The following is a 21,077-nucleotide window of genomic DNA, read 5'->3' on the forward strand; positions in this document are numbered from 1 at the left end:
CCAGATGGGCGCCTCCCTGCTGCCCGCCCTCCGGGTGGGCGCCTTCCGGGTGGACGTCCCCCTGGTGCGCGGCCGGCTGGTGCGCGACCGGGCAGCCGTTGGCCGCGTGCTCCTCGAAGTAGCGCACCGCGAGCCGCTTGTGGCGCGCGTGCAGGACCATGGCGGTGCCCAGCACCAACTGCCGTACGCCCCGCGTGACGTCCTCCACCCCGTCCCGCACCCGGACGAAGCTCCGCAGCGCATCGAGCCCGCGCGGCTCGGCCGGCAGACCGCGCGGGACGAGCAGACAGGGTGCGCGGTGCGGGATGGACCGGGTGTGCGAGGCCGTCGAGTCCAGCCGGAACCGGCGCAGGAACTCCCGTACCGCCGCCCGCATGACCAGCGGGGACAGCCGCCAGGCCGGGCAGGGCCGGTTGTCGGCCACGCCGAAGGGGATGTGGTGGGCGTCCTTCGCGGACAGGGTGGCCCAGCGGTCCGGGTCGAACGCGTCGGGCCGGTCGTAGCCGGTGGCGTGGTAGCCGGGGTAGCTGAAGCACACCACGGACCCGGCCGGCAGCACGGTGTCCTCGTCGAGCGGGACGTCGCCCGTGGTGATGCGGTGCGCGATGCCGAACAGCGGGTACAGGCGCATCGTTTCGTCGAGCACGTGGGTCAGGTAGCGGTCGTCCTCGGGGTCCTCCGCCGCGCGCCGCTGGACGTCGGGGTGGCGGGCCAGGGCGAGCAGGACGTGCGCGGTCGCCTCGGACAGCTGCACGACGGCCGTGTTGAACATCGTCCCCTGCAGGTAGTGCACCTGCTCCGACGGGGACAGCGTGGCCGGCAGCGGGTGCGGCACGTCACCGGCCGCGACGCGCTCGCGCAGGTACGCCGTCAGCCGCGCCCGGCGCCGCGGGTGGCGCAGTCCGGTGCACTTCAGCGCGCTGATCACGTCCTCGGCATGGGCGGTGATCAGGTCCCGGGCGCGCGGCGGGCACGGCTCCTTGAAGACCAGTTCGTAGCAGAACTCCGCCCACGCGGGCATCACCAGGTCGCGCAGTCTCACCAGGCTGACGCGGTTGTCCGGCACCGTGTCGAGTACGCGGGCGAAGGCCCTGGTGGCCGCCTCCGCGAGGTCGGCGGAGCTGCCGACGAGCATGCGCCGGGTGGTGGCGGCCACGTCCTCGTAGCGCTCGCCGGGCTCCAGGTGCTCCTGGTGCACCTCGGGCCCCGGCGAGAGCCAGTACCAGAACAGGTCGGACAGGCCGGCCCCGGCGCTGCGGCCGTCCACCGCGGGGTGGGCGTAGACCCGTTCGAACACCTCGGGCCCGTGCGTGGCGTTGGGCAGGGTGAGCGTCTGGTCGCCGTTGACCTTCTCGAAGATGCGCACGCGCAGTGCCACCACCTTGCGGGGCAGCCACCACGTGTCCGGCGCGGCCGGCTTCGTCCGGCTGTTCACCACGTCTCCCCCTTCCGGACGACCATGTCCTGCGTCAGATCCGTGTTGCGGCGCCCCCCGCACAGGGCGAGCGTGTGGTCGTACTCGTCGCGCAGCGTCGCCAGGACGGTCCGGACGCCGGTCTCGCCCTCCGCGGCCAGGCCCCAGACCACCGGGCGTCCCACGCCGACGGCCGCCGCTCCCAGCGCCAGGGCCACGGCGACGTCGCTGCCCCGGCGCACCCCGCCGTCCAGCAGGACCGGCACCCGGTCCGCGACGGCGCCGACGACCGCGGGCAGGCAGTCCACCGCGGACGGGACGGCGTCGCACTGGCGGCCCCCGTGGTTGGAGACGATCACCCCGGACGCGCCGTGCCCGACGGCCAGCCGGGCGTCCTCGGGATGGAGAACTCCCTTGACCAGCACCGGCAGTGGGGTCATGCGCGGTATTCCGGCGAAGTCCTGCCAGGAGAGCGCCGGGGACATCGGGATGTCGGTGAGGGCCCCGGGCGGGGCGCCCGGCAGGTCGCGCATGTTCTCCGCGGCGTATCCGGGCGGCAGGTCGGCGAACCCGTTGCGCAGGTCCCTGGTGTGCCGGCCGAAGACCGGCGAGTCGACGGTGACCACCAGCGCCGTGCAGCCCGCCTTCTCGGCGCGCCGCACGAGCGCCTCGGTGACCTCCCGGCGCGGATGCGGGTACAGCTGGAACCACACGGCGGGGTCGGGGGCCGCCTCGCGGGCCGCCGCGACGACGGCGTCGACCGCCGTGGTGGCGGCCGTGCCGGTCACCAGGACCGCGCCCTCGGCGGCGGCCGCGCGGGCGGTGGCCCGCTCGCCGTCCGGGTGCATCAGCCGGTGGAACGCGGTCGGCGCGACGACCACCGGCGCGGCCCGCGGGGCACCCGGCAGGTCGACCGCGGTGTCCCGGTCCTCACTGCCGCGCAGCACCCGCGGCAGCAGCCGGTACGACTCGAAGGCCCGCTCGTTGGCGGCGAGGACGCGTTCCTCGCCGGCCCCGCCCGCCACGTAGTCGTAGTGGACGGGGTCGAGCGTCTCGCGGGCCGCGTCGTGCAGCGCGCGCAGCGTCACGGTGCCACCGGGGCCGGGGAGCCGGGGAGCGAGGAGCCGAGGTGTCCGGTGAGGAACGCGCGCAGCGGGGCGCGGTGGAACTCCTCGCTGTCCCACTCGTTCTCCAGGTTCTCCGTGATGTGGTGCTCGGCGACGAACTCACCGGCCCGGTACCAGCGGACGACCGGGTGCAGGTAGCGGCCGTCGAGGCCGCCCACGTCCTGCTGCGACTTGCGGGAGGCGGCCACGTCGAAGGGGTCGACCCGGTCGTGGTCCGCGCCGTACTCCAGGGTGATCACCGCGTGGGCGGCCGTCTCGCCGAAGTCACCGGCGCGCACGGCGTCCGGGACGTGGCGCACGGGGACCTCCTCGGCGTAGCGCACCGTCCCGTCCGGTCCGACGAGCAGCAGGTCGCCGAGGACGGCGAACTGCTGCCACAGCCCGGAGGACCGGTTGACGCGGGTGACGACCGCGTCGACGGAGCGCTCCGGGTCGTCGCCCAGCTCGGTCACCGGCCACGGCTCGCCGTGGTGACGCCGGCGCAGTGCGCGGTGCAGGGCACGGACCGAGTAGCGGAAGCCGTGGATGAAGCCGGTGGTGGACTTCTTGAAGTCGGGCCCCTGCATCAGGGTCCCGGCGAAGTACAGGCCGGGCACGTTGGCCGACTCGCCGACGGGGGTGAGGGCGGGGAAGCGGTCGTCGACGATCAGGTCCGGTGTGCAGGTGTCGTCGAAGAACGAGGTGTCGATCCGGAACCCGGTGGCGACGATCACCCGGTCGTAGTGGAGGTCCTTGACCACCTCGTCGACCCGCTCGAAGGAGACCGGCACGCTGAAGCCGTCCGCGTCCCGGCGGATCTCCAGGATGCGGCCGTCGAGCAGCGCGTTCTGCGACTTCAGCTGGTAGCTGTCGAGGAAGTTGTTGTTCACCGCGCGCAGGTGCCCGACGTAGTGGGACTGCCATGCCAGCCGCAGCGAGCCGGAGCCGACGACGTGGATGACCGCGGCGGTCTCCATCAGGCTGTCGGCCGTCTCGAAGGCGGAGTTGCCCCGGCCGACGATCAGCACCCGCTGGTCGGTGAAGGACTCCGGGTCGGTGTCGAAGGTGTCGTAGCGTTCGGCCAGTTCGATGCCCGGGACGTCGGGCAGGTTCGGCTGCGACACTCCGGTGGCCACCACCAGGCGCCGGGCGCGCCAGGTCGTGCCGGCGTGGTCGGTGACGGTGAATCCGTCGGCGTCGCGGGAGACCTTCTCCACGGTGGTGTCGTACCGCACCCGCACCCCGGTGCGGGCCGCGAAGTCCGCGAGGTAGCGGACGAAGTCGTCGGCCGGCGGGAAGTAGCGCCGGCTGTACCGGGTGAACAGCAGCTCGGGATCGTCGCTGAGGAGCGAGTTCCAGTCCATCCGCATCCGCAGTTCCGGATCGTCGTATCCGGTGTGCACCTTGTTGGTGGATATGAGTTGGCGGTGCCGGGGGAAGCGCGTGAAGAACGCGCCCGGAACGCTGCCGCGTTCCAGAACGACGTAGTCCGCACCGTCACGCTCCAGGGAGGCGGCGAGTTGCAGTCCCGCGGGCCCCGCTCCGATGATCAGGTAGTCGTGCGCCATGGGCCGGACGCTATCCACCGGATTTCAGAGCGTTCTGAGATTCACGGCCTATGTTCTCCGGCGTGCTCACCACCAAGGACACCGTCTCGCTGACCGGCCCGCTGGACCGCGCCGACCTGCGCCGCGCGGCGACGCCGCTCACCGTCACCGTGGACGACGCCGCCCGGGCGCGCATCGACCGCGGCCGGGAACTCTTCCACGGGCTGCGCCACGGCGACGGCGGCGGGGAACGGCACATCTACGGCGCCACCACGGGTTTCGGCGCGCTGGTCGGCTACGCCGGCCGTGCCGACGAGGCGGACCAGTGCGACAACACCCTGGCGCACCTCGGGGCGGGCCAGGGTCCGGACCTGCCGCACGAGATCGCGCGCGGGGCCCTGCTGCTGCGTGCCCGGTCGCTCGCCCAGGGGTTCTCCGGCGTGTCCGCCGAGGTCGTGGAGCGGATCGCCGCGATGTTCGCCACGACCTTCGTCCCCGCCGTCCCGCGCTACGGCTCCGTCGGCGCGAGCGGCGACCTGATCCCGCTGGCCTACGCCACCCAGGCGCTGCGCGGCCGCGGGCACGCCTACGTGGACGGACGGCGCACGGCGGCCGCCGACGCGCTGGCCGCCGCCGGGCTGCGCCCCCTGGCGCTGGACGGCCGCGACGCCCTCGCGCTCGTCAACGGCACCTCCGTCACCACCGCGGCCACCGCCCTGGCTCTCGACTCCGTCCGCGGTGCGCACCGTGCGCTGACGGCTCTGACCTGCCTGCTGGCCGACCTCCTCGGCTGCGATCCCGCATTCCTCGACGAGGACCTGCTGCGTGCCTACGGCCATCCCGGCGCGGTCGCCGTCGGCGCCCGCATGCGGCACACGCTCGACGGCACGGTGCCCTCCGGCACCCGGCCGCTGCAGGAGCCGTACAGCATCCGCTGTGCCCCGCAACTGCTCGGCGCCGCCGAGGACGCCCTGGGCTACGTCGACGGTGTGGTCGCCGCCGACCTGGGCGGCGTCAGTGACAACCCGCTGTTCTTCCCCGGTGGCACGGGCACGGGCGGCACGGGCGGCACGGGCACGGGCGGCACGGGCACGGGCAAGGTGGTGCACGGCGGCAACTTCTTCGGCCAGCCCGCCGCCTTCGCGGCCGACCTGCTGGCGTCCGTCACGGCCCAGCTGGGCAATCTCGCCGAGCGTCAGCTCGACCTGCTGGTGGACCCGGCGCGCAACGGCGGACTCCCGCCGATGCTGGCCGTCGAGCCGGGTGCCCAGCACGGGCTCCAGGGCGTGCAGCTGGCCACCACCGCGTTCGTCGCGGAGATCCGCCGCGCCGCGACACCGGCCGGTATGCAGAGCCTGCCGACGAACCTGCACAACCAGGACGTCGTCCCGTTCGGCACCCAGGCGGCCCTGCGCTCCTACGACATGGCCGAGTTGCTGGGCCTGCTGTGCGGGTCGCTGGCGCTCGGGCTGCGCCAGGCCGTGCACGTCGGCGCCCGCCGCCCGACGGCTCCCGGGTGCGGTGAGCTGCTCGACGCCCTGGCCGGCCTGATCGACCCGGTGGAGCCGGACCGGCCGCTGGACGCGGACGTCCGCGCCGCGGCGCGCCTGCTGGTCACGGGCGACCTGATCCGACCGGATGCGCCGTAGCGGGGGCGGGGCGGCCGGCACCCTCCGGGAGGCGGATGATGAAGCGGGCTCCCCTGCCGGGCCGGCTGCTCGCGGCGAGCGTGCCGCCGTGGTGGATCACGACCTCCCGCAGCAGCGCGAGCCCCAGGCCGTACCGGCCGTGCCTGCCGCTGCGGTGGAAACGTTCGAACAGCCGCTCCGTCTCGGTCGGGTCGAACCCGGCGCCGGTGTCCGTGACGGTCAGTTCCACCGCGCCCCGTACGCGCCCGAGCGCGACCGTGATCCGTCCGCCGGCCGGGGTGTGGCCGATCGCGTTGGTCAGCAGTTCGGCGACGGCGCGGCGCAGCGCGGACTCGATGCCGTCGACGAACAGCGGGTGCGGGGCGTCCACCGTGATCGTGAGGTTCCCCTCCCGCGCCCGGTCCGACTCCTCGGCGACCACGGACCGGGCCAGCTCCGCCAGGTCGACCGGCCGGCGTTCGGGCCGCCGGGCGGGCCCGGCCGCGAGGCTCGCGGACAGCAGCAGGTCGTCGAGCACCTCCCCGAGCCGGCCCGCCGAGCCGACCAGCCGGGCCAGTTCGTCGCGGTGCCGGGCCGGCAGGTCCTCGGCGCTCGCCTGCCGCGACAGCACCTGCGCCCGGGTGTACACCTGGGTGACGGGCGTGCGCAGTTCGTGGCTGGCGTCCGTGACGAAGCGGCGCTGCCGGGCGAGCGCCTCGGCCAGCGGGGCGACCGCCCGGCGGCCGAGCACCACGCCGGTGACGGCCGCAGCGACCAGCCCCACGGCTTCGGCGGCACCCAGCGCTCTCAACAGGTAGCTGCGGTCGGCGAGTTGGAAGCGCATGTCGAACACCGCCTGCACCATCTCCCCGTCGGCTCTGAGCTGGCTGCGCACCAGGTAGACCGTGTGGTCGCGCCGCACGGTGCGTTCCACCGCCTCGCCGGTGGCGCGCACCCGGTCCAGGTCGGCGCGCACCGGGAAGCCGGCCGGGGCGTTGGCGAGCCGGGGCGCACCGGGGCCGTACAGCCAGGTGCACCCCGGAGGGCTGGACAGGTCGCCGCGCTCCGCGCCGTAGCGCAGTTCCCGCCACACCTGTTCGTCCTGCGCGTGGGTCATCACCGTGTGGGCGATGCCGCCGACGACGGCGACCAGCAGCGTGATGATGGCGCCGGTGATCACGGAGATCCGCAGCCGTGCCCGGCGCACCGCCGCGAGTTCCGCGTGCGCCGACGACCTCACAGCTCCCCCAGCCGGTAGCCGAGACCACGCACCGTGGACACCACCTGCCGGCCGAGCTTGCGGCGCAGGTAGTAGACGTAGGTGTCGACGATGGACGACGCGGGCGCCTCCTGGAAGACCGCCCGGCGCAGTTCCGCCCGTGAGTACACGGTGCCGGGGCGGGAGGCCAGGACCCACAGCAGCGCGAACTCGCGTGCCGCGAGGGCGATCCGCTCGCCGTCGGCCAGCTCGACCTCCCGGCGGCCGACGTGGAGCTGCCCCGAGCCGATCCTGAGCACGTCGGCCCGGTCGAGCGCACGCCGGCACAACGCTCGTAACCGGGCGCTGAGTTCGTCGAGTTCGAAGGGCTTGACGAGGTAGTCGTCGGCGCCGGCGTCGAGACCGTCGACCCGGTCGTGCACCGTGCCCATCGCGGTCAGCAGCATGACCGGCGTACGGACCGCGCGGGAGCGCAGCCGGGCCAGCACGTCGAGGCCGTCCAGCACGGGCAGGCGCCGGTCGACGACGAGCACGTCGTACTGCCGGGTGAGGCCGAGGTGCAGGCCCCGCTGCCCGTCGGTCGCGACGTCGACCGCGTAGCCCTCGTCCCGCAGCACCCCGGAGAGCATGGTGACGAGTTCCGGGTCGTCCTCGACGAGCAGCAGCCGCCAAGGATTGTGCGTGTGCTCCTGCGCCACCGTCCCACTCCGCTCACCCCCGTCGCCTGTTGACCGAACGACGATTCGATCGGCGTGATCACGCTAGCGCGCGGCCGGGACGAACGGGCCGGGCTGCGCCAACTCGGTTCCGTACTCGGTCCCTTACCGTCCGTGTCGTGCCGTTTCGTCTCCCGGACCGGGACCCGGCGGGCCCGGCGGCCGCGACGCGGCGGACCGGGCGAGAGACAGCGGACCGGGCGAGTGACAATCGGTGAGGGACAATCGGTGCCATGGACATCCCTGCCGACAGCAGCGTGCAGAACGCCGGGGACGGCACCCCGGACAGCGACGGCACCGACCGCCCGGCGGGCGGGCGCGACCGCGACGACGAGGGGCGGGCGCGCAACGCCCGGCCCCGGGACGGGCTCGGGCGCCCGTTGCCGTACGGCGACGAGGGCGTCCCCCGGCAGCCCGAGGGCGTCGTGCGGGCCCCGGACGAGACCGTGGTTGAGGCGCAGCGGCTGCTGTCGGAGGGGAAGCCGTTCCACGCGCACGAGGTCTTCGAGGACGCCTGGAAGTCGGGGCCCGACGGCGAGCGCGAGCTGTGGCGGGGGCTGGCCCAGCTGGCCGTGGGGCTCACGCACGCCGCCCGCGGCAACGCCACCGGCGGGGCGCGGCTGCTGCGGCGCGGGGCGGGGGCCGTGACCCAGTGGGCGGCGTCGGGGGCCGGGCGGGCGCGGCCGTACGGAATGGATCTCGGCGCGCTCGCCGGATGGGCGCGGGAACTGGCCGGTGAGGTGGAGGCCGGCGGGAGCGTGGACGCCGGGGCGCGGGCACCCCGGCTGCGGGGCTGAGGTCCGGCCCCGGGGGCCGCCCGGTCGCGGCGCGGCAGGTGGCGTACGGCAGACTCGTGGCGTGCGGACAATTCATGTGATCGGTATCGGCGCGGGCGACCCGGACCAGCTGACGCTGCAGGCGGTACGGGCGCTGCGGAGCACGGACGTGTTCTTCGTGCTGGACAAGGGCGGGGCCAAGGCCGACCTGGTGCGGCTGCGCCGGGACATGCTGGAGACGCACGTGCCGGAGGGGACGTACCGGATCGTCGAGGCGCGCGACCCCGAGCGGGACCGGAGCGCGGGCGGCGCCGCCTACTCCCCCGCCGTCGGCGACTGGCGCAGTGCCCGGGCCGGGATCTACGAGCGGCTGATCGCCGAGGAACTGGGCGAGGACGAGAGCGGCGCGTTCCTGGTGTGGGGCGACCCCGCGCTGTACGACAGCACGCTCGGGATCCTCGAGGAGGTACTGGAGAGCGGCACGGTGACGTTCACGTACGACGTCGTGCCCGGCATCAGCAGCGTCTCCTCGCTGGTCGCCCGGCACCGGACCGGCCTGAACCGGGTGGCGCGGCCGGTGCAGATCACCACGGGGCGGCGGCTCGCCGAGGGCTTCCCCGCGGACGCGGACGACGTCGTCGTGATGCTGGACGCCCACCAGGCCTTCCGGCAGTACGCGGACCAGGACATCGACATCTACTGGGGTGCCTATCTGGGCACCCCGGACGAGATCCTCGACTCCGGCCCGATCGCCGAGGCGGCGCCCCGCATCGAGCGGCTGCGCGCCGAGGCGCGGGAGCGCAAGGGCTGGATCATGGACACCTATCTGCTGCGGCGCAACCCCGGCGACCGCTGACCCGCCCCCGGGCCCCGGATCCCGAACCGGGCGGTCCCGGGCGGTCCCGACCCGGGCGGACCCGGGCGGACCGTCCCCGCATGCGTGGCCCGTGCACCGGTGTGATCGTGACCGTGTGACAGTCGCCGAGGAAACGCCCCGTGCCGCAGCCGCGCAGCCTCCCGTACTGGACCGGCGCCGCCGGAACGTCGTCTTCGTCACGATCATGCTGGGCATGCTCCTCGCGGCCCTGGACCAGACGATCGTCGGCACCGCGCTGCCCACGATCGTGTCGGACCTGGGCGGCGCCGCGCACATGTCGTGGGTGGTGACCTCGTACCTGCTCGCGGAGACCGTGGCGACGGTGCTGGTCGGCAAGTTCGGCGACCTGTTCGGGCGCAAGGTGGTCTTCCAGGTCTCGGCGGTCGTTTTCATCACGGGCTCGTTCCTGTGCGGGCTGGCCACGAACATGCCGCTGCTGATCGCCTGGCGGGCGATGCAGGGCATCGGCGCGGGCGGCCTGATGGTGACGGCGATGGCACTGATCGCGGACGTCATCCCGCTGCGGGAGCGCGGCAAGTACCAGGGCGCCATCGGCGCGGTGTTCGGGGTGTCGACGGTCGTCGGCCCGCTGCTGGGCGGGCTGTTCACCGACCACCTGTCCTGGCGCTGGGCGTTCTACGTGAACGTTCCCATCGCGGTCGTCGTGGTGATCGCCGCGGCCCGCACCATCCCGGTGGTGAAGTCGGCGAGGCGTCCCGTCATCGACTATCTGGGCATCGCGCTGGTGGCGGTCGGCGCGAGCGCGCTGATCCTGGCGACGAGCTGGGGCGGCAACGAGTACGCGTGGGGCTCGCCGGTGATCGTCGGCCTGTTCGCGGGCGGCCTGCTCGCGCTCGGCCTGTTCTGCCGGGCGGAGACCCGGGCGGCCGAACCGATGCTGCCGATGCGGCTGTTCTCCAACCCGGTGTTCACGGTCTGCTCCGTCCTGAGCTTCGTCGTCGGCTTCGCGATGCTGGGCGCGCTGACGTATCTGCCGACGTATCTGCAGTACGTCGACGGCGACTCGGCCACCGTCTCGGGCGTGCGGACGCTGCCGATGGTGGCGGGGCTGCTGATCGCCTCGGTGTTCAGCGGCAACGTGGTCAGCAAGACGGGGCGCTACCGGCTGTTCCCCATCGCGGGCTCGCTGGTGATGGGCGCCGGCCTGTATCTGATGTCGCTGATGGGTCCGGCCACCGGCGCGGGGCTGGAGTCGCTGTACATGTTCGTGCTCGGCACCGGCATCGGGCTGTCGATGCAGGTGCTGGTCATCGCCGTGCAGAACACCGTGGACTACGCCGACCTGGGCACGGCGACCTCCGGCGTCACCTTCTTCCGCACGCTCGGCAGTTCCTTCGGGACCGCCGTGTTCGGCACGATCTACGCCAACTCGCTCGGGCCCAACCTGCGGGACGGCGTCGCGGCGGCCGCCGGCACGGGCGCCGCCGATCCGTCGGTGATCGCGAGGGCGTCGACCAGCCCGGAAGGGGTGCACGGGCTGCCGTCCGAGGCGTCGGCGCCGATCGTCGGCGCGTACGCGGAGACCATCCAGACCGTGTTCCTGTGGACCGTGCCGGTCGCCGTCCTGGGCTTCGTCGTCGCTCTGTTCCTCAAGCAGGTCCAGCTGCGCGACAGCGCCCGCGCGGGCTCCACGGACATGGGCGAGGGCTTCGCCTCGCCGCACGACGCCAGCAGCAGGCGGACCCTGGAGGCGTCCGTGGGCAAGGTCATCGGCAGTACGGAGCTGGACACGGCACGCCGGATCATCGCCGGCAGCGACACCCGGCTCGATGTCGCGGGCGCCTGGGCCGTCATGCAGGTCGAGCTGTTCACGCGGCTGGTCGGGCACGCCAGCCTCGGGCTGATCGCGGCCCGGCGCCGGATGCCGCCGGAGGTGCTGCTGCCGGTCTTCGACCGGATGGTGGAGGAGGGGTTCCTGACCCGCGACGGCTCCCTGCTCTCCCACACCGCGGCGGGTGCCCGCGAGGCCCTGGTCATCGGCCGGGCGTGGGCGACATGGCTGGAGGACCGGGTGGCGCAGGACATCGGCCGCCCCACGGACGCGGAACTGCGCGCCGCCCTCGACTCCATCGCCAAGCGCCTGCTGGTGGAGGACCTCAGCACCGGTCTTCCGCAGCGCGTCAGGCGAGCAGGAGCTGCAGACCGCCCACCACCGTCGCCGCGATCACCAGACGTTCGAACAGACGTTGGTTGATCCGGTCCACGGCCCACTTGCCGAGCAGTGCACCGGGCACCACGAAGACCACCAGTACGGCGTCCAGGAGCAGCGAGCGGCCGTCGATCAGGCCGAGGCCCGCGCTGAAGGGCAGCTTGGAGACGTTGACGATCAGGAAGAAGAACGCCGACGTCCCCAGGAAGCCGAGTTTCCGGAAGCCGGCGGAGAGCAGGTACATCGACATCACCGGGCCGCCCGCGTTGGCGACCATGGTGGTGAACCCGCCGAGGACGCCGTACGAGCGGGCCTTCACCCGGCCGGCGCGGGAAGCGGCTCCGTCCGGCTGCTCCCCCGCCCCGGTCCGCCTCCGGCGCCACACCGTCACCCCCGCCATGAACAGCAGGATCACGCCGATCGACGTGCGGACGACCGCGTCGTCGGCCCACACCAGGAACAGCGTGCCGACGACCACGCCCACCGCGACGGCCGGGAACAGCCGCCACAGCGTGGGCCAGTGCGCGTGGCGCCGGTAGGTGAGGACGGCCAGGACGTCCCCGGCGATCAGCACCGGCAGCAGGATGCCCGTGGAGGCGCGGGCGGGCAGGACCGCCGCGAAGATCGCGAGGCTGACCGTGTTGGCCCCGCTCACCGCGGTCTTGGAGAAGCCGACGAGCAGCGCCGCGAAGGCGAGTGCGGCGAATTGCCAGCCGGTGAGGTGCCAGAGCGTCATGGTGTCCATTGCGGCCACCGATGCTATGCGCACCCGGCCGACGCCGTAAGCACCGTCTCGCCCATTGATCCTTAGCGACCGGCCGGCGCCGGGTGGCCTGTACGGCCCGCCCGCCGGGTGGAGCCCGACGGTCCGGACGGCACCCCAGACGTTCGGCCTACCGTTCGACGAGGACCGCGCTGCCCTGCCCCACGCCGACGCACATCGTGGCCAGCCCGCGGGCCGCTCCCGTGCGGCGCATGCGGTGGAGCAGGGTGGTGAGGATGCGGGCGCCCGAGCAGCCGAGCGGGTGGCCCAGCGCGATGGCGCCGCCGGTGGGGTTGACCAGGCCGGGGTCGATGCCGAGCCGGTCGACGCAGGCGAGGGCCTGGGCGGCGAACGCCTCGTTGAACTCGGCCTCCGCGAGGTCGCCGACGCTCCAGCCGGCCCGGGCGAGCACCTTGCGGGTGGCGGGGACCGGGCCGATGCCCATGACGTCCGGGTGGACGCCGGCCGAGCCGCCGGCGACGTACCGGCCCAGGGACTCGAGCCCCAGGCCGTCCAGGGCCTCCTCGCTGACCAGCAGGAGACCGGCGGCGCCGTCGTTCATCGGGGAGGCGTTGCCCGCGGTGACCGTGCCACCGGGGCGGAAGACCGGCTTCAGCCGGGCCAGCTTCTCCAGGGAGGTGTCCTCACGGACACACTCGTCGGTGTCGACGACCACGCCGTCGGGGCGCTCCACCGGGAGGATCTCGTCGTCGAAAAGTCCCTTCCTGCGGGCTTCCGCGGCGAGGCGGTGGCTGCGCAGGGCGAACTCGTCCTGGCGTTCGCGCGGGACACCGTACCGCTCGGCGACCTCCTCGGCGGTCTCCCCCATGGACAGCAGGCCGTGCAGGTCCTTCATCGCCGGGTTGACCAGGCGCCAGCCGAGCCGGGTGTCGGCGGTCTCGATGCGGTGCGGCAGCGCCTCGTCGGGGCGGGGCAGCACGAAGGGGGCGCGGCTCATGGACTCGGAGCCGCCGGCGAGCACGATGTCGGCCTCGCCCGCGGCGACGGTGCGGGCGGCGGCGGTGACGGCCTCAAGACCGGAGGCGCACAGCCGGTTCACCGTGGCGCCCGGCACCGTCTCCGGCAGGCCGGCGAGCAGGGCGGCCATCCGGGCGACGTTGCGGTTGTCCTCGCCGGCCTGGTTGGCGGCGCCCCAGTACACGTCGTCGACGCGGGCGGGGTCGAGGGCCGGCACGTCGGCGACCAGTCCCCGGATCACGGCGGCGGCGAGGTCGTCGGGCCGTACGGACGACAGGGCGCCGCGCAGCCTGCCGATGGGGGTGCGGCGGGCGGCCGCGAAGTGGACGGGACGCACGAGGGGGCTCCTGACCGCCGTCGCCCGGTCCGCCGGGCGGCACGCCGTCGCCGGACCGCCGGTACCGCCGGGCGTTCGGCACCGGACATCGAATCGAGCAGTGAACCGAACATTGAGCAGTGAACCGAACATTGATTAGCGCTGCTAGTTAAGGACTGTAGACCGCCGGGCCGCTCCCTGGGAAGATCCGTGGGGGCGACCTTCACCGACGCAGCCGGAGGAAGCATGAGCGAGGCCCGCGAGCACGACCTGCCCGGCACACGCGGACGGATCACCGCCCGCGCGTGGCCCGCCGAGCGGCCCCGGTACGTGGCCCTGCTCGTGCACGGGTACGGCGAGCACATCGGCCGGTACGAAGAGGTGGCCGCCGTCCTGACCGCCCACGGCGCGGCCGTCCACGGCGTCGACCACACCGGGCACGGGCGCTCCGACGGCGAGCGGGTGCTGATCGAGGACTTCGAGGACGTCGTCACCGATCTGCACGGCGTGGCCGAGCGGGCCCGTGCCGCCCACCCGGGCCTGCCGTTCGTCCTGGTCGGCCACTCGATGGGCGGCCTGATCGCCGCCCGCCACGCACAGCGCCACCCCGAGGGACTGACCGCGCTGGTGCTCTCCGGCCCGGTCATCGGCGACTGGGAGCTGCCGCGCCGGCTGCTCGCCCTGGAGGAGATCCCCGACACCCCGATCAGCCCGGCCTCGCTCTCCCGGGACCCGGCGGTCGGCGCGGCGTACGCGGCGGACCCGCTGGTGTGGCACGGGCCGATGAAGCGGCCGACGCTGGAGGCGTTCGTCCGGACGCTGGACGCCGTCGCGAAGGGCGGCGACGTGGGCGGCCTCCCCGTGCTGTGGGTGCACGGCGACGACGACCGGCTGGTGCCGCTGTCCGGCAGCCGCCCGGGCGTCGAGCAGCTGAGCGGCGGCGACCTGACCGTACGCATCTACCCGGGTGCCCGGCACGAGGTCTTCAACGAGACCAACCGCGCGGAGGTGTTCGCGGACGTCACCGGATTCGTGGACGGAGTGCTCGCCCGCTGACGGACGGACGCGGACGGGCGCCCCCGCCCGGCCGTCCCGCGGAGGGTGCCGCCCGGCGTTTGCCCTTGCGCCCCATGGGCACCCGCGGCCCCATGGAGTGGTTGCGCCGCGCCGCCTGCGTGGATGAGGACCCCGAGCTCTTCTTCCCGGTGGGCACCGCCGGACCGGCCCTGCGGGACACCGCGGCGGCCAAACGGGTCTGTGCCCGGTGTCCGGTGCGCACCCCGTGTCTGGCTTTCGCCCTGGAGTCCGGGCAGGCGTCCGGCGTGTGGGGCGGCACCGACGAGGCGGAGCGTGTCGCGCTGCTCCGGCTGAGCACTCGGCACGCACGTACGCACGACGACATCACGCACGACGAAATGAGGGGCACCTCATGGCCGACGCCCTCGAACTCGACGCGCTGTGGGAGGACTTCCACCGCGTGGTGAACATGACCTCCGCGGAACTCGCCGACTGGCTCCGGGTGCGCGACTCCGGCGAACTGACCGAGCCGCTGCCCGACGACGCGGGCCCGCCGCTCGGGCAGCACGTCCTGGCGATCCTGCAGAAACGGCGCACCGACCTCACGGAGGACGACCTGCGCGCCATGCGCAAGGTCGTGGACACGGTCACGGCGCAGACCGACCTGGAGAACGAGCCCCGGTCGGACGACGCCGGACTCAGGCACCGGCTCATGACGGTCGGTCACGACCCGCTGAAGCCGTAGCCGTGGGCCGCGACCAGCGCAGGGTCGTGCGCGAACTCGTCGCCGCGCACGGGCAGACGTACGCCGAGGAGGCGGGCATCCGCCTGAAGGACACCCCGCAGCCGCTGTACCGGCTGCTCGTCCTCGCCCATCTGCTCAGCGCCCGTATCAGCGGGTCCGTGGCGGTGGCCACCGCCCGTGCCCTCGGCGAGGCGGGGCTGCGCGACCCGCGGCGCATGGCGGACGCCGGCTGGCAGGAGCGCGTGGACGCGCTCGGCCGGGGCGGCTACCGGCGCTACGACGAGCGCACCGCCACCCAGCTGGGCGAGGAGGCGGAACTGCTGACGGACAGATGGGGCGGCGACCTGCGGCGGCTCCGCGAGGAGGCGGACGGCGAGGTGCCCGAAGTGCGGCGGCTGCTCCAGGAGTTCAACGGAGTGGGGCCGACCGGCGCGGACATCTTCCTGCGCGAGGCCCAGCTCGTCTGGCCCGAGGTGGCACCCTACGTGGACGGCAAGGCCCTCGAGGGCGCCGAACGCCTCGGGCTGCCGGGGGACCCGGACCGGCTCCTGGACCTCGCCGGGAAGACCGAACCGGCCGTCCTGGCGGCCGCGCTGGTACGCGCGGCGGTGGACAAGGAGGTCCGCGAGGACACCCTCGAACGCGCGGGCCGGGCCCCCTCCTGACGGGCCTGGGGATCCTCCTGACCGGCCGGGGGATCCTCTCCCGACCGGCCGGACGGCTGCGGCCCGTCGGGGCTGCCGACCGTCGGGGCCGCCGACAGACGGGGCGCCGACCGCCCGCTCACCCGAACAGGCCCGTCCGCTGGTGGGCCCGCGGGCGCGGTGGTGCGCTGGGGTGAGCGTTCACCGTCCCTGGGGTGAGCGTTCACCGTCCCAGGAGGCATCCCGCCATGAGCCGTCGACCGTCCCGCCCCGCCCGTCTCGTGGCCTGCGCCGTCGCGGCGGGCACGCTGCTGGCCACCGCGGCCTGCTCGGAGGACGACGGGGGCGACGGGCCGGGGAGCGCCGCCCGGCAGGCCGGGGTGGCCGAGCAGAACGAGGCCGCACGGACGCCGAGCGGCTCCCCCACCGGCTCCCCCACCGCTTCCCCGTCCGCCCTCACCGAGTCCGGCGCGAAGACCGCCCTGCTCACCGAGGCGGACCTGGAGGGCGACTGGAACCAGGTCGAGGACGCGGACAAGTGGCGCGACCGGCTGCTCGTCGGCGAGGTCGACGTCTCCGACTTCCTGACCGCCAAGTCCGACGCGACGGACTGCCAGGCGCTGCTCGACGCCCTCTACGGCGACGACCTGCTGGGTGATCCCTCCGGACCGTCGGCCCTCACCGGCTTCGAGCAGGGCGACTCCCGGCTCCTCGAACAGGTCGCCGGCTACGACCGCGGCGGCCTGGACGCGCGCATGAAGTGGCTGCGGACCCTGCCGGACACCTGCGACGGGTTCACCGCGACCGACTCCGGCGGCGAGAAGCGCACCGTCCAGGTGACCGAGGCCTCGGTGCCCGACGTGGGCGACGCCCGCGAGGGCCTGCACGTGACCGTGCAGGGAACGTCCGACAGCACGCCGGCCACGCTCACCCTGGACGTGGCGGCCGTGCGCGTCGGCACCTCGGCGCTCACCGTGACCGGCGGCGGCCTGGACGGCGGACAGACCGCCACCGTGGAACAGGCGGTGCGCCAGGGCACCGACCGTCTGAAGACGGTCCTGGACGGTGGAACCCCCTCTCCGCTCCCCGGCGACGTCGACTGACATCCCGCTGCCGTCCGGCTGCCGTCCGTAGGAGCATTCCCCGCCCGCCTTCACCGCGTCGTGCGCACATCCGGCGAAACCCGGACAGCGTGATCAACGGACGGCACAATGGTGCGCGTCGGACGGCCGCGCACGCGTGAAGGAGCCGGTACGTGAGTGAGAGCGACCCCGTGCCCGGTGGGCGCGCCGGTGAGGTCGAGCGGGCCACCGCACTCGGCGGTGAACTGTCGGGACGGGGCGTGCACGGCGTCGTACTGGCGTACGTCGACACCGCCGGCATCGCCCGGGTGAAGACCGTCCCGGCCGCGAAGCTCGCCCGGGCCGCCGCCTGGGGCGTCGGCATGTCACCGGTGTTCGACACCTTCCTCGCGAACGACGCGACCGTGACCACGGACGTCCTCGGCTCCCCCGACGGCGACCTGCGTCTCTACCCGGACCTGGACCGGCTGACCGTACTGGCGGCGCAGCCCGGCTGGGCGTGGGCACCGGTGGACCGGCTCACGCAGGAGGGCGAGCCCCATCCCGCGTGCGGGCGGACGGTGCTGCGCCGGACGGTGGCGGAGGCCGCCGAGCGGTACGGGGTGTCCTTCCGGGCCGCGGTCGAGATCGAGTGGGCCGTGGGCCGTGGCGACGCGGACGGCGACGCCTTCGTCCCGGCCGTGTCGGGGCCCGCGTACGGGGCCGTCCGGCAGGTGGAGCTGAGCGACTGCGCCGCCGATCTGCTGGCGGCGCTCGCGGCGCAGGGCGTGGACGTGGAACAGCTGCATCCCGAGTACGCGGCGGGGCAGTTCGAGGTCTCCGTGGGTGCGCTGGACCCGGTGGCGGCGGCCGACCGCAGTGTGCTGGTGCGGCAGACGATCCGGGCCGTGGCGCAGCGGCACGGGCTGCGGGTCTCCTTCGCACCCGCGGTCCTCGGGCAGGGCGTCGGCAACGGCGGGCACCTGCATCTCTCCGCCTGGCGCGACGGCGTGAACCTGCACGCGGGCGGCGCGGGCCGGTACGGCATGACCGCCGAGGCCGAGTCCTTCGTGGCGGGGGTGCTGGCGCGGCTCCCGGCGCTCACGGCGCTGACCGCGCCGAGCCCGGCCAGCGCGCTGCGGCTGCGGCCCTCGCAGTGGGCCGGGGTGTTCACGGCCTGGGGGCGTGAGACCCGCGAGGCCGCGCTGCGGGTCGTCACCGGCACCACCGGCATCCGCGACCGAGCGGCGAACCTGGAGGTCAAACCGGTCGATCTCGCCGCCAACCCCTATCTCGCCCTGGCCTCGGTGATCGCCGCCGGTCTCGACGGGCTGGCCCGGTCCGCGCCGCTGCCCGAGGAGATCACCGGCGACCCGGCCCGGCTCGACGCCGCGGGGGCCGCGGCCCGGGGTGTGCGGCGGCTGCCCCGCACGCTCGCGGAGTCGGTCGAGGCGTTCCGCGCGGACGCCGTGCTGCGCAGGGCGCTGGGGCCGGTGCTGGCCGACGCGGTGGTCGCGGTACGGCTCGGGGAGGCCGGGGCGGCCGAGGGGCTGGACGACGACGCGGTGGCGGCCGCCTACCGCTGGAAGTACTGACGTGGCGGCCGGACCCGTCCACGAGCGGCTCGCCGCGCTGGAGCTGGTGGACCACCACTGCCACGGCGCCGCCACCGACGACCTGGACCGCGCGGGCTTCGAGTCGCTGCTGACCGAGGGCGAGGTGTGGCCCGGCATGTCCCCCTTCGACAGCCCCGTCGGCGTCGCCGTGCGCCGGCACTGCGCTCCCCTGCTGAACCTGCCGCGCCACGCGCCCGCCACGGTGTACCTGGCCCGGCGTGCCGAGCTGGGTGCCGCAGAGGTGAACCGGAGGTTCCTGCGGGCCGCGGGCACCGGCGTGTTCTGCGTGGACACGGGGTACGCCCCGCACCGCGCGACCGGCCCGGCCGAGCTGGCGCGGGCGGCGGACGCGACGGCGTACGAGGTGGTGCGGCTGGAGTCGGTCGCGGAGGCGGTGGCGGCGGGCGGCGTCGAACCGGACGGGTACGCGCGGGCGTTCCGCTCGGCCGCCTGGGAGGCGGTGCGGCAGCCGGGTGTGGTGGGGGTCAAGTCCGTGGCGGCCTACCGCACCGGCTTCGACCTGGATCCGGCGCGCCCCTCGCCCGCCGAGGTGACCGAGGCCGCCCGGTGCTGGCTGGCGCGCGGCGGCGGCCGGCTCGACGACCCGGTGCTCGTGCGGCACCTGCTGTGGACCGCGGTGGACCTCGGACGGCCCCTGCAACTGCACACGGGGTTCGGCGACAGCGACATCCGCCTGCACCGGACGGACCCCACCCTGCTCACCGACTGGCTGCGCCTGATCGCCGGCACGATCCCGGTCCTGCTGCTGCACTGCTGGCCCTACCAGCGCCAGGCGGCCTATCTGTCGGCCGTCTTCGAGCGGGTGTACCTGGACGTGGGACTCACCCTGCACCACGTGGGTCCGGCGCGTGCGGGAGCGGTCCTCGCGGAGGCGCTGGAGATCACCCCGTTCCGCAAACTGCTGTACAGCTCCGACGCCTACGGTGTGGCCGAGTTCTACCACCTGGGGGCGCTGGCCTTCCGGCAGGGGCTGGCCGGGCTGTTGCAGGAGCGGCTGGACGCCGGCGAGCTGTCCCTGCCGGACGCGCTGCGCCTGGCGCGGTGGGCCGGGCGGGACAACGCACGCCGGGTCTACCGGCTGCCCGGCGGGCTGCTGGACGACGGCTGAGCGGCGTGGGACGGGTCACAGTCCCGGAGCGCCGCCCGGGATGCACGTACGGCTGAAAGTATGATCAAGCGATGTCTGACATGACCGAAACCACGCCGGGCTGGCTGTCGACCGACGAGCTGGAGATGGCACGCGCCCGCATGCCGATCCTGTACGTCGAGGCGGTGCCCGTGCGCGTCGACGACAGTGGCGAAGTCACCAGCGTCGGCCTGCTCCTGCGCATCGGGCCCGACGGGACGGTCAGCCGGACGCTGGTCTCCGGCCGGGTGCTGCACCACGAGCGGGTACGGGACGCGCTGCTGCGCCACCTGGAGAAGGACCTCGGTCCGGTGGCGCTGCCGCGGGTGCCGCCCTCGCTCCAGCCGTTCACGGTGGCCGAGTACTTCCCCACGCACGGCGTCACGCCGTACCACGACCCCCGGCAGCACGCGGTCTCACTCGCCTACGTCGTGCCGGTCACGGGTGACTGCCGGCCGCGGCAGGACGCGCTCGACCTGGTCTGGTTCGATCCGCGGGAGGCCCTGTCCGAGGCGGTGCGCAGCGAGATGCCCGGCGGGCACGGGGCGCTGCTGAAGCAGGCGCTGGCGCACGTGGGCTGCGTGGTCTGACCACCGGCCCGCACACACGTGCGCTGGGTGGCCCGGCCACCGGCCGCCGGGGCGGGGCCTGCGGGACTACGGTTGCCCGCCGGTCCCGTCCCCGTCGCTCAGCTGAGGGTCCAGGTCGTCCCGGAGCAGGCCCCGGGACCCCGTCTGTCCGGTGCGGTAGGCGGAACGGGCCACCAGGTGGGAGGCGACCGGGCTGGTGAGGAACTGGAAGAAGACGATGAGCGCGAGGGTGCCCACGTCGGTGCCGTGCCGCAGTCTCAGCCCGACGCCGACGAGGACGAGGAGCATGCCGAGGGTCTGCGGTTTGGTGGCGGCGTGGCTGCGGGAGAGCACGTCGGGGAAGCGGAGCATCCCGATCACCCCGAGCAGGCACTGCAGGCAGCCGAGGAGCAGAAGGATCGTCCCGGCCAGGTCCGCGGCCCGGGCCAGGGCGTTCACCGGTGGTCCTGTCCGCCGCCGGGCCGCACGGCGGGCCGGTCGCGGACCGCGATGAAGCGGGCGATGCCCACCGAGCCGGTGAAGCCGAGGAAGGCGAGCACCAGCATCACGGGGAAGTAGAAGGAGTCGCGGTCGTGGGCGGCCTTGACGCCGATTCCGGCGATGATGAGCGCCGCGGTCACGTCCAGGCAGACGGCGCGGTCCAGCATCGAGGGGCCGTACCAGATGCGGTACAGCAGCAGTGCGCCGGCGACGAGGATCATCACGAGCGCGGCGGTCAGCATGGCCTCTTCGACGGCGTGCAGGGTG

21 protein-coding genes are annotated in these 21,077 nt (G+C 74.1%); 12 read left to right on the forward strand and 9 right to left on the reverse strand.

The window, feature by feature from the left end; genetic code table 11:
- The 3 genes from HZS56_RS23160 to HZS56_RS23170 form a co-directional block, all read right to left on the reverse strand.
- The coding region (locus HZS56_RS23160; RefSeq protein ID WP_216722697.1) for a cytochrome P450 at positions 1–1,438 on the reverse strand (1,438 nt) is incomplete at its 3' end.
- On the reverse strand, positions 1,432–2,502 hold the full coding sequence (locus HZS56_RS23165) for an alpha-hydroxy acid oxidase (RefSeq protein WP_216722698.1): 1,071 nt from the start codon (positions 2,500–2,502) through the stop codon (positions 1,432–1,434). The genes HZS56_RS23160 and HZS56_RS23165, both read right to left, overlap by 7 nt.
- Positions 2,499–4,088 carry an FAD-dependent oxidoreductase gene (locus HZS56_RS23170; RefSeq protein ID WP_216722699.1) on the reverse strand — a complete coding sequence of 530 codons (1,590 nt, stop codon included), beginning with the start codon at positions 4,086–4,088 and terminating at the stop codon, positions 2,499–2,501. Before HZS56_RS23170 ends, HZS56_RS23165 begins: the two co-directional genes overlap by 4 nt.
- Positions 4,089–4,150: 62 nt before the next feature.
- On the opposite strand from HZS56_RS23170, the gene HZS56_RS23175 reads away from it, so the two are divergent.
- Positions 4,151–5,716 (forward strand): aromatic amino acid ammonia-lyase, encoded by a 1,566-nt coding sequence (locus HZS56_RS23175; protein ID WP_216722700.1) that lies wholly within the window; start codon positions 4,151–4,153, stop codon positions 5,714–5,716.
- On the opposite strand, the gene HZS56_RS23180 is transcribed toward HZS56_RS23175, so the two are convergent.
- A complete protein-coding gene (locus tag HZS56_RS23180) occupies positions 5,682–6,935 on the reverse strand; it encodes a sensor histidine kinase (RefSeq protein WP_308408137.1) in 1,254 nt (417 codons plus the stop codon). The genes HZS56_RS23175 and HZS56_RS23180 overlap by 35 nt on opposite strands.
- On the reverse strand, positions 6,932–7,612 hold the full coding sequence (locus HZS56_RS23185; protein ID WP_216722701.1) for a response regulator transcription factor: 681 nt from the start codon (positions 7,610–7,612) through the stop codon (positions 6,932–6,934). The genes HZS56_RS23180 and HZS56_RS23185 overlap by 4 nt, the downstream gene beginning before the upstream one ends.
- A 251-nt stretch (positions 7,613–7,863) precedes the next feature.
- Between HZS56_RS23185 and HZS56_RS23190 the strand changes: the two genes are divergently transcribed.
- The 3 genes from HZS56_RS23190 (at position 7,864) to HZS56_RS23200 (ending at position 11,498) form a co-directional block, all read left to right on the forward strand.
- The gene (locus tag HZS56_RS23190) at positions 7,864–8,427 is read left to right on the forward strand and encodes a DUF309 domain-containing protein (protein WP_216722702.1); all 564 of its coding nucleotides are present in this window, start codon (positions 7,864–7,866) and stop codon (positions 8,425–8,427) included.
- 61 nt (positions 8,428–8,488) lie between these two features.
- Complete coding sequence (gene cobF, locus HZS56_RS23195; protein WP_216722703.1) at positions 8,489–9,262, forward strand: precorrin-6A synthase (deacetylating); 774 nt, start codon at positions 8,489–8,491, stop codon at positions 9,260–9,262.
- A 115-nt stretch (positions 9,263–9,377) separates the two neighbouring features.
- Positions 9,378–11,498, forward strand: coding sequence for an MDR family MFS transporter (locus tag HZS56_RS23200; protein WP_216722704.1), 2,121 nt, complete (start codon positions 9,378–9,380; stop codon positions 11,496–11,498).
- On the opposite strand, the gene HZS56_RS23205 is transcribed toward HZS56_RS23200, so the two are convergent.
- Positions 11,425–12,198, reverse strand: a complete 774-nt coding sequence (locus HZS56_RS23205) for a sulfite exporter TauE/SafE family protein (protein WP_216722705.1) — start codon at positions 12,196–12,198, stop codon at positions 11,425–11,427. The two genes, HZS56_RS23200 and HZS56_RS23205, sit on opposite strands and share 74 nt — an antisense overlap.
- A 148-nt stretch (positions 12,199–12,346) precedes the next feature.
- Positions 12,347–13,531 (reverse strand): thiolase family protein, encoded by a 1,185-nt coding sequence (locus tag HZS56_RS23210; protein ID WP_216722706.1) that lies wholly within the window; start codon positions 13,529–13,531, stop codon positions 12,347–12,349.
- Positions 13,532–13,756: 225 nt separating this feature from the next.
- On the opposite strand from HZS56_RS23210, the gene HZS56_RS23215 reads away from it, so the two are divergent.
- The 8 genes from HZS56_RS23215 to HZS56_RS23250 all read left to right on the forward strand — a co-directional run bounded on the left by HZS56_RS23215 (position 13,757) and on the right by HZS56_RS23250 (position 20,330).
- Complete coding sequence (locus HZS56_RS23215; RefSeq protein ID WP_216722707.1) at positions 13,757–14,566, forward strand: alpha/beta hydrolase; 810 nt, start codon at positions 13,757–13,759, stop codon at positions 14,564–14,566.
- 92 nt (positions 14,567–14,658) lie between these two features.
- Positions 14,659–14,994 carry a WhiB family transcriptional regulator gene (locus HZS56_RS23220; protein ID WP_374201198.1) on the forward strand — a complete coding sequence of 112 codons (336 nt, stop codon included), beginning with the start codon at positions 14,659–14,661 and terminating at the stop codon, positions 14,992–14,994.
- Positions 14,940–15,272: a DUF3140 domain-containing protein gene (locus HZS56_RS23225; RefSeq protein ID WP_216722708.1), complete on the forward strand. Its 333-nt coding sequence runs from the start codon at positions 14,940–14,942 to the stop codon at positions 15,270–15,272. Before HZS56_RS23220 ends, HZS56_RS23225 begins: the two co-directional genes overlap by 55 nt.
- Before the next feature lie 2 nt (positions 15,273–15,274).
- Entirely contained in the window at positions 15,275–15,937 is a 663-nt protein-coding gene (locus HZS56_RS23230; RefSeq protein WP_216722709.1) for an HhH-GDP family DNA glycosylase, read from the forward strand.
- 227 nt (positions 15,938–16,164) lie between these two features.
- Positions 16,165–17,019, forward strand: a complete 855-nt coding sequence (locus HZS56_RS23235; RefSeq protein ID WP_216722710.1) for a hypothetical protein — start codon at positions 16,165–16,167, stop codon at positions 17,017–17,019.
- Positions 17,020–17,171: 152 nt separating this feature from the next.
- Positions 17,172–18,572 (forward strand): type I glutamate--ammonia ligase, encoded by a 1,401-nt coding sequence (locus HZS56_RS23240; protein WP_216722711.1) that lies wholly within the window; start codon positions 17,172–17,174, stop codon positions 18,570–18,572.
- A 1-nt stretch (position 18,573) separates the two neighbouring features.
- Positions 18,574–19,722 (forward strand): amidohydrolase family protein, encoded by a 1,149-nt coding sequence (locus HZS56_RS23245; protein ID WP_216722712.1) that lies wholly within the window; start codon positions 18,574–18,576, stop codon positions 19,720–19,722.
- A gap of 80 nt (positions 19,723–19,802) precedes the next feature.
- A complete protein-coding gene (locus HZS56_RS23250) occupies positions 19,803–20,330 on the forward strand; it encodes an NUDIX hydrolase family protein (RefSeq protein WP_216722732.1) in 528 nt (175 codons plus the stop codon).
- Positions 20,331–20,396: 66 nt separating this feature from the next.
- Here the strand turns inward: HZS56_RS23250 and mnhG are convergent, their stop codons facing one another.
- Together mnhG and HZS56_RS23260 are read right to left on the reverse strand one after the other, a co-directional pair.
- A complete protein-coding gene (gene mnhG / locus HZS56_RS23255; protein ID WP_216722713.1) occupies positions 20,397–20,768 on the reverse strand; it encodes a monovalent cation/H(+) antiporter subunit G in 372 nt (123 codons plus the stop codon).
- Complete coding sequence (locus tag HZS56_RS23260; protein ID WP_216722733.1) at positions 20,765–21,052, reverse strand: MrpF/PhaF family protein; 288 nt, start codon at positions 21,050–21,052, stop codon at positions 20,765–20,767. Before HZS56_RS23260 ends, mnhG begins: the two co-directional genes overlap by 4 nt.
- Positions 21,053–21,077 lie beyond the last annotated feature (25 nt).

Origin of the sequence: Streptomyces mayonensis (genome assembly GCF_018982965.1) — a bacterium.
GTDB lineage: Bacteria > Actinomycetota > Actinomycetes > Streptomycetales > Streptomycetaceae > Streptomyces > Streptomyces mayonensis.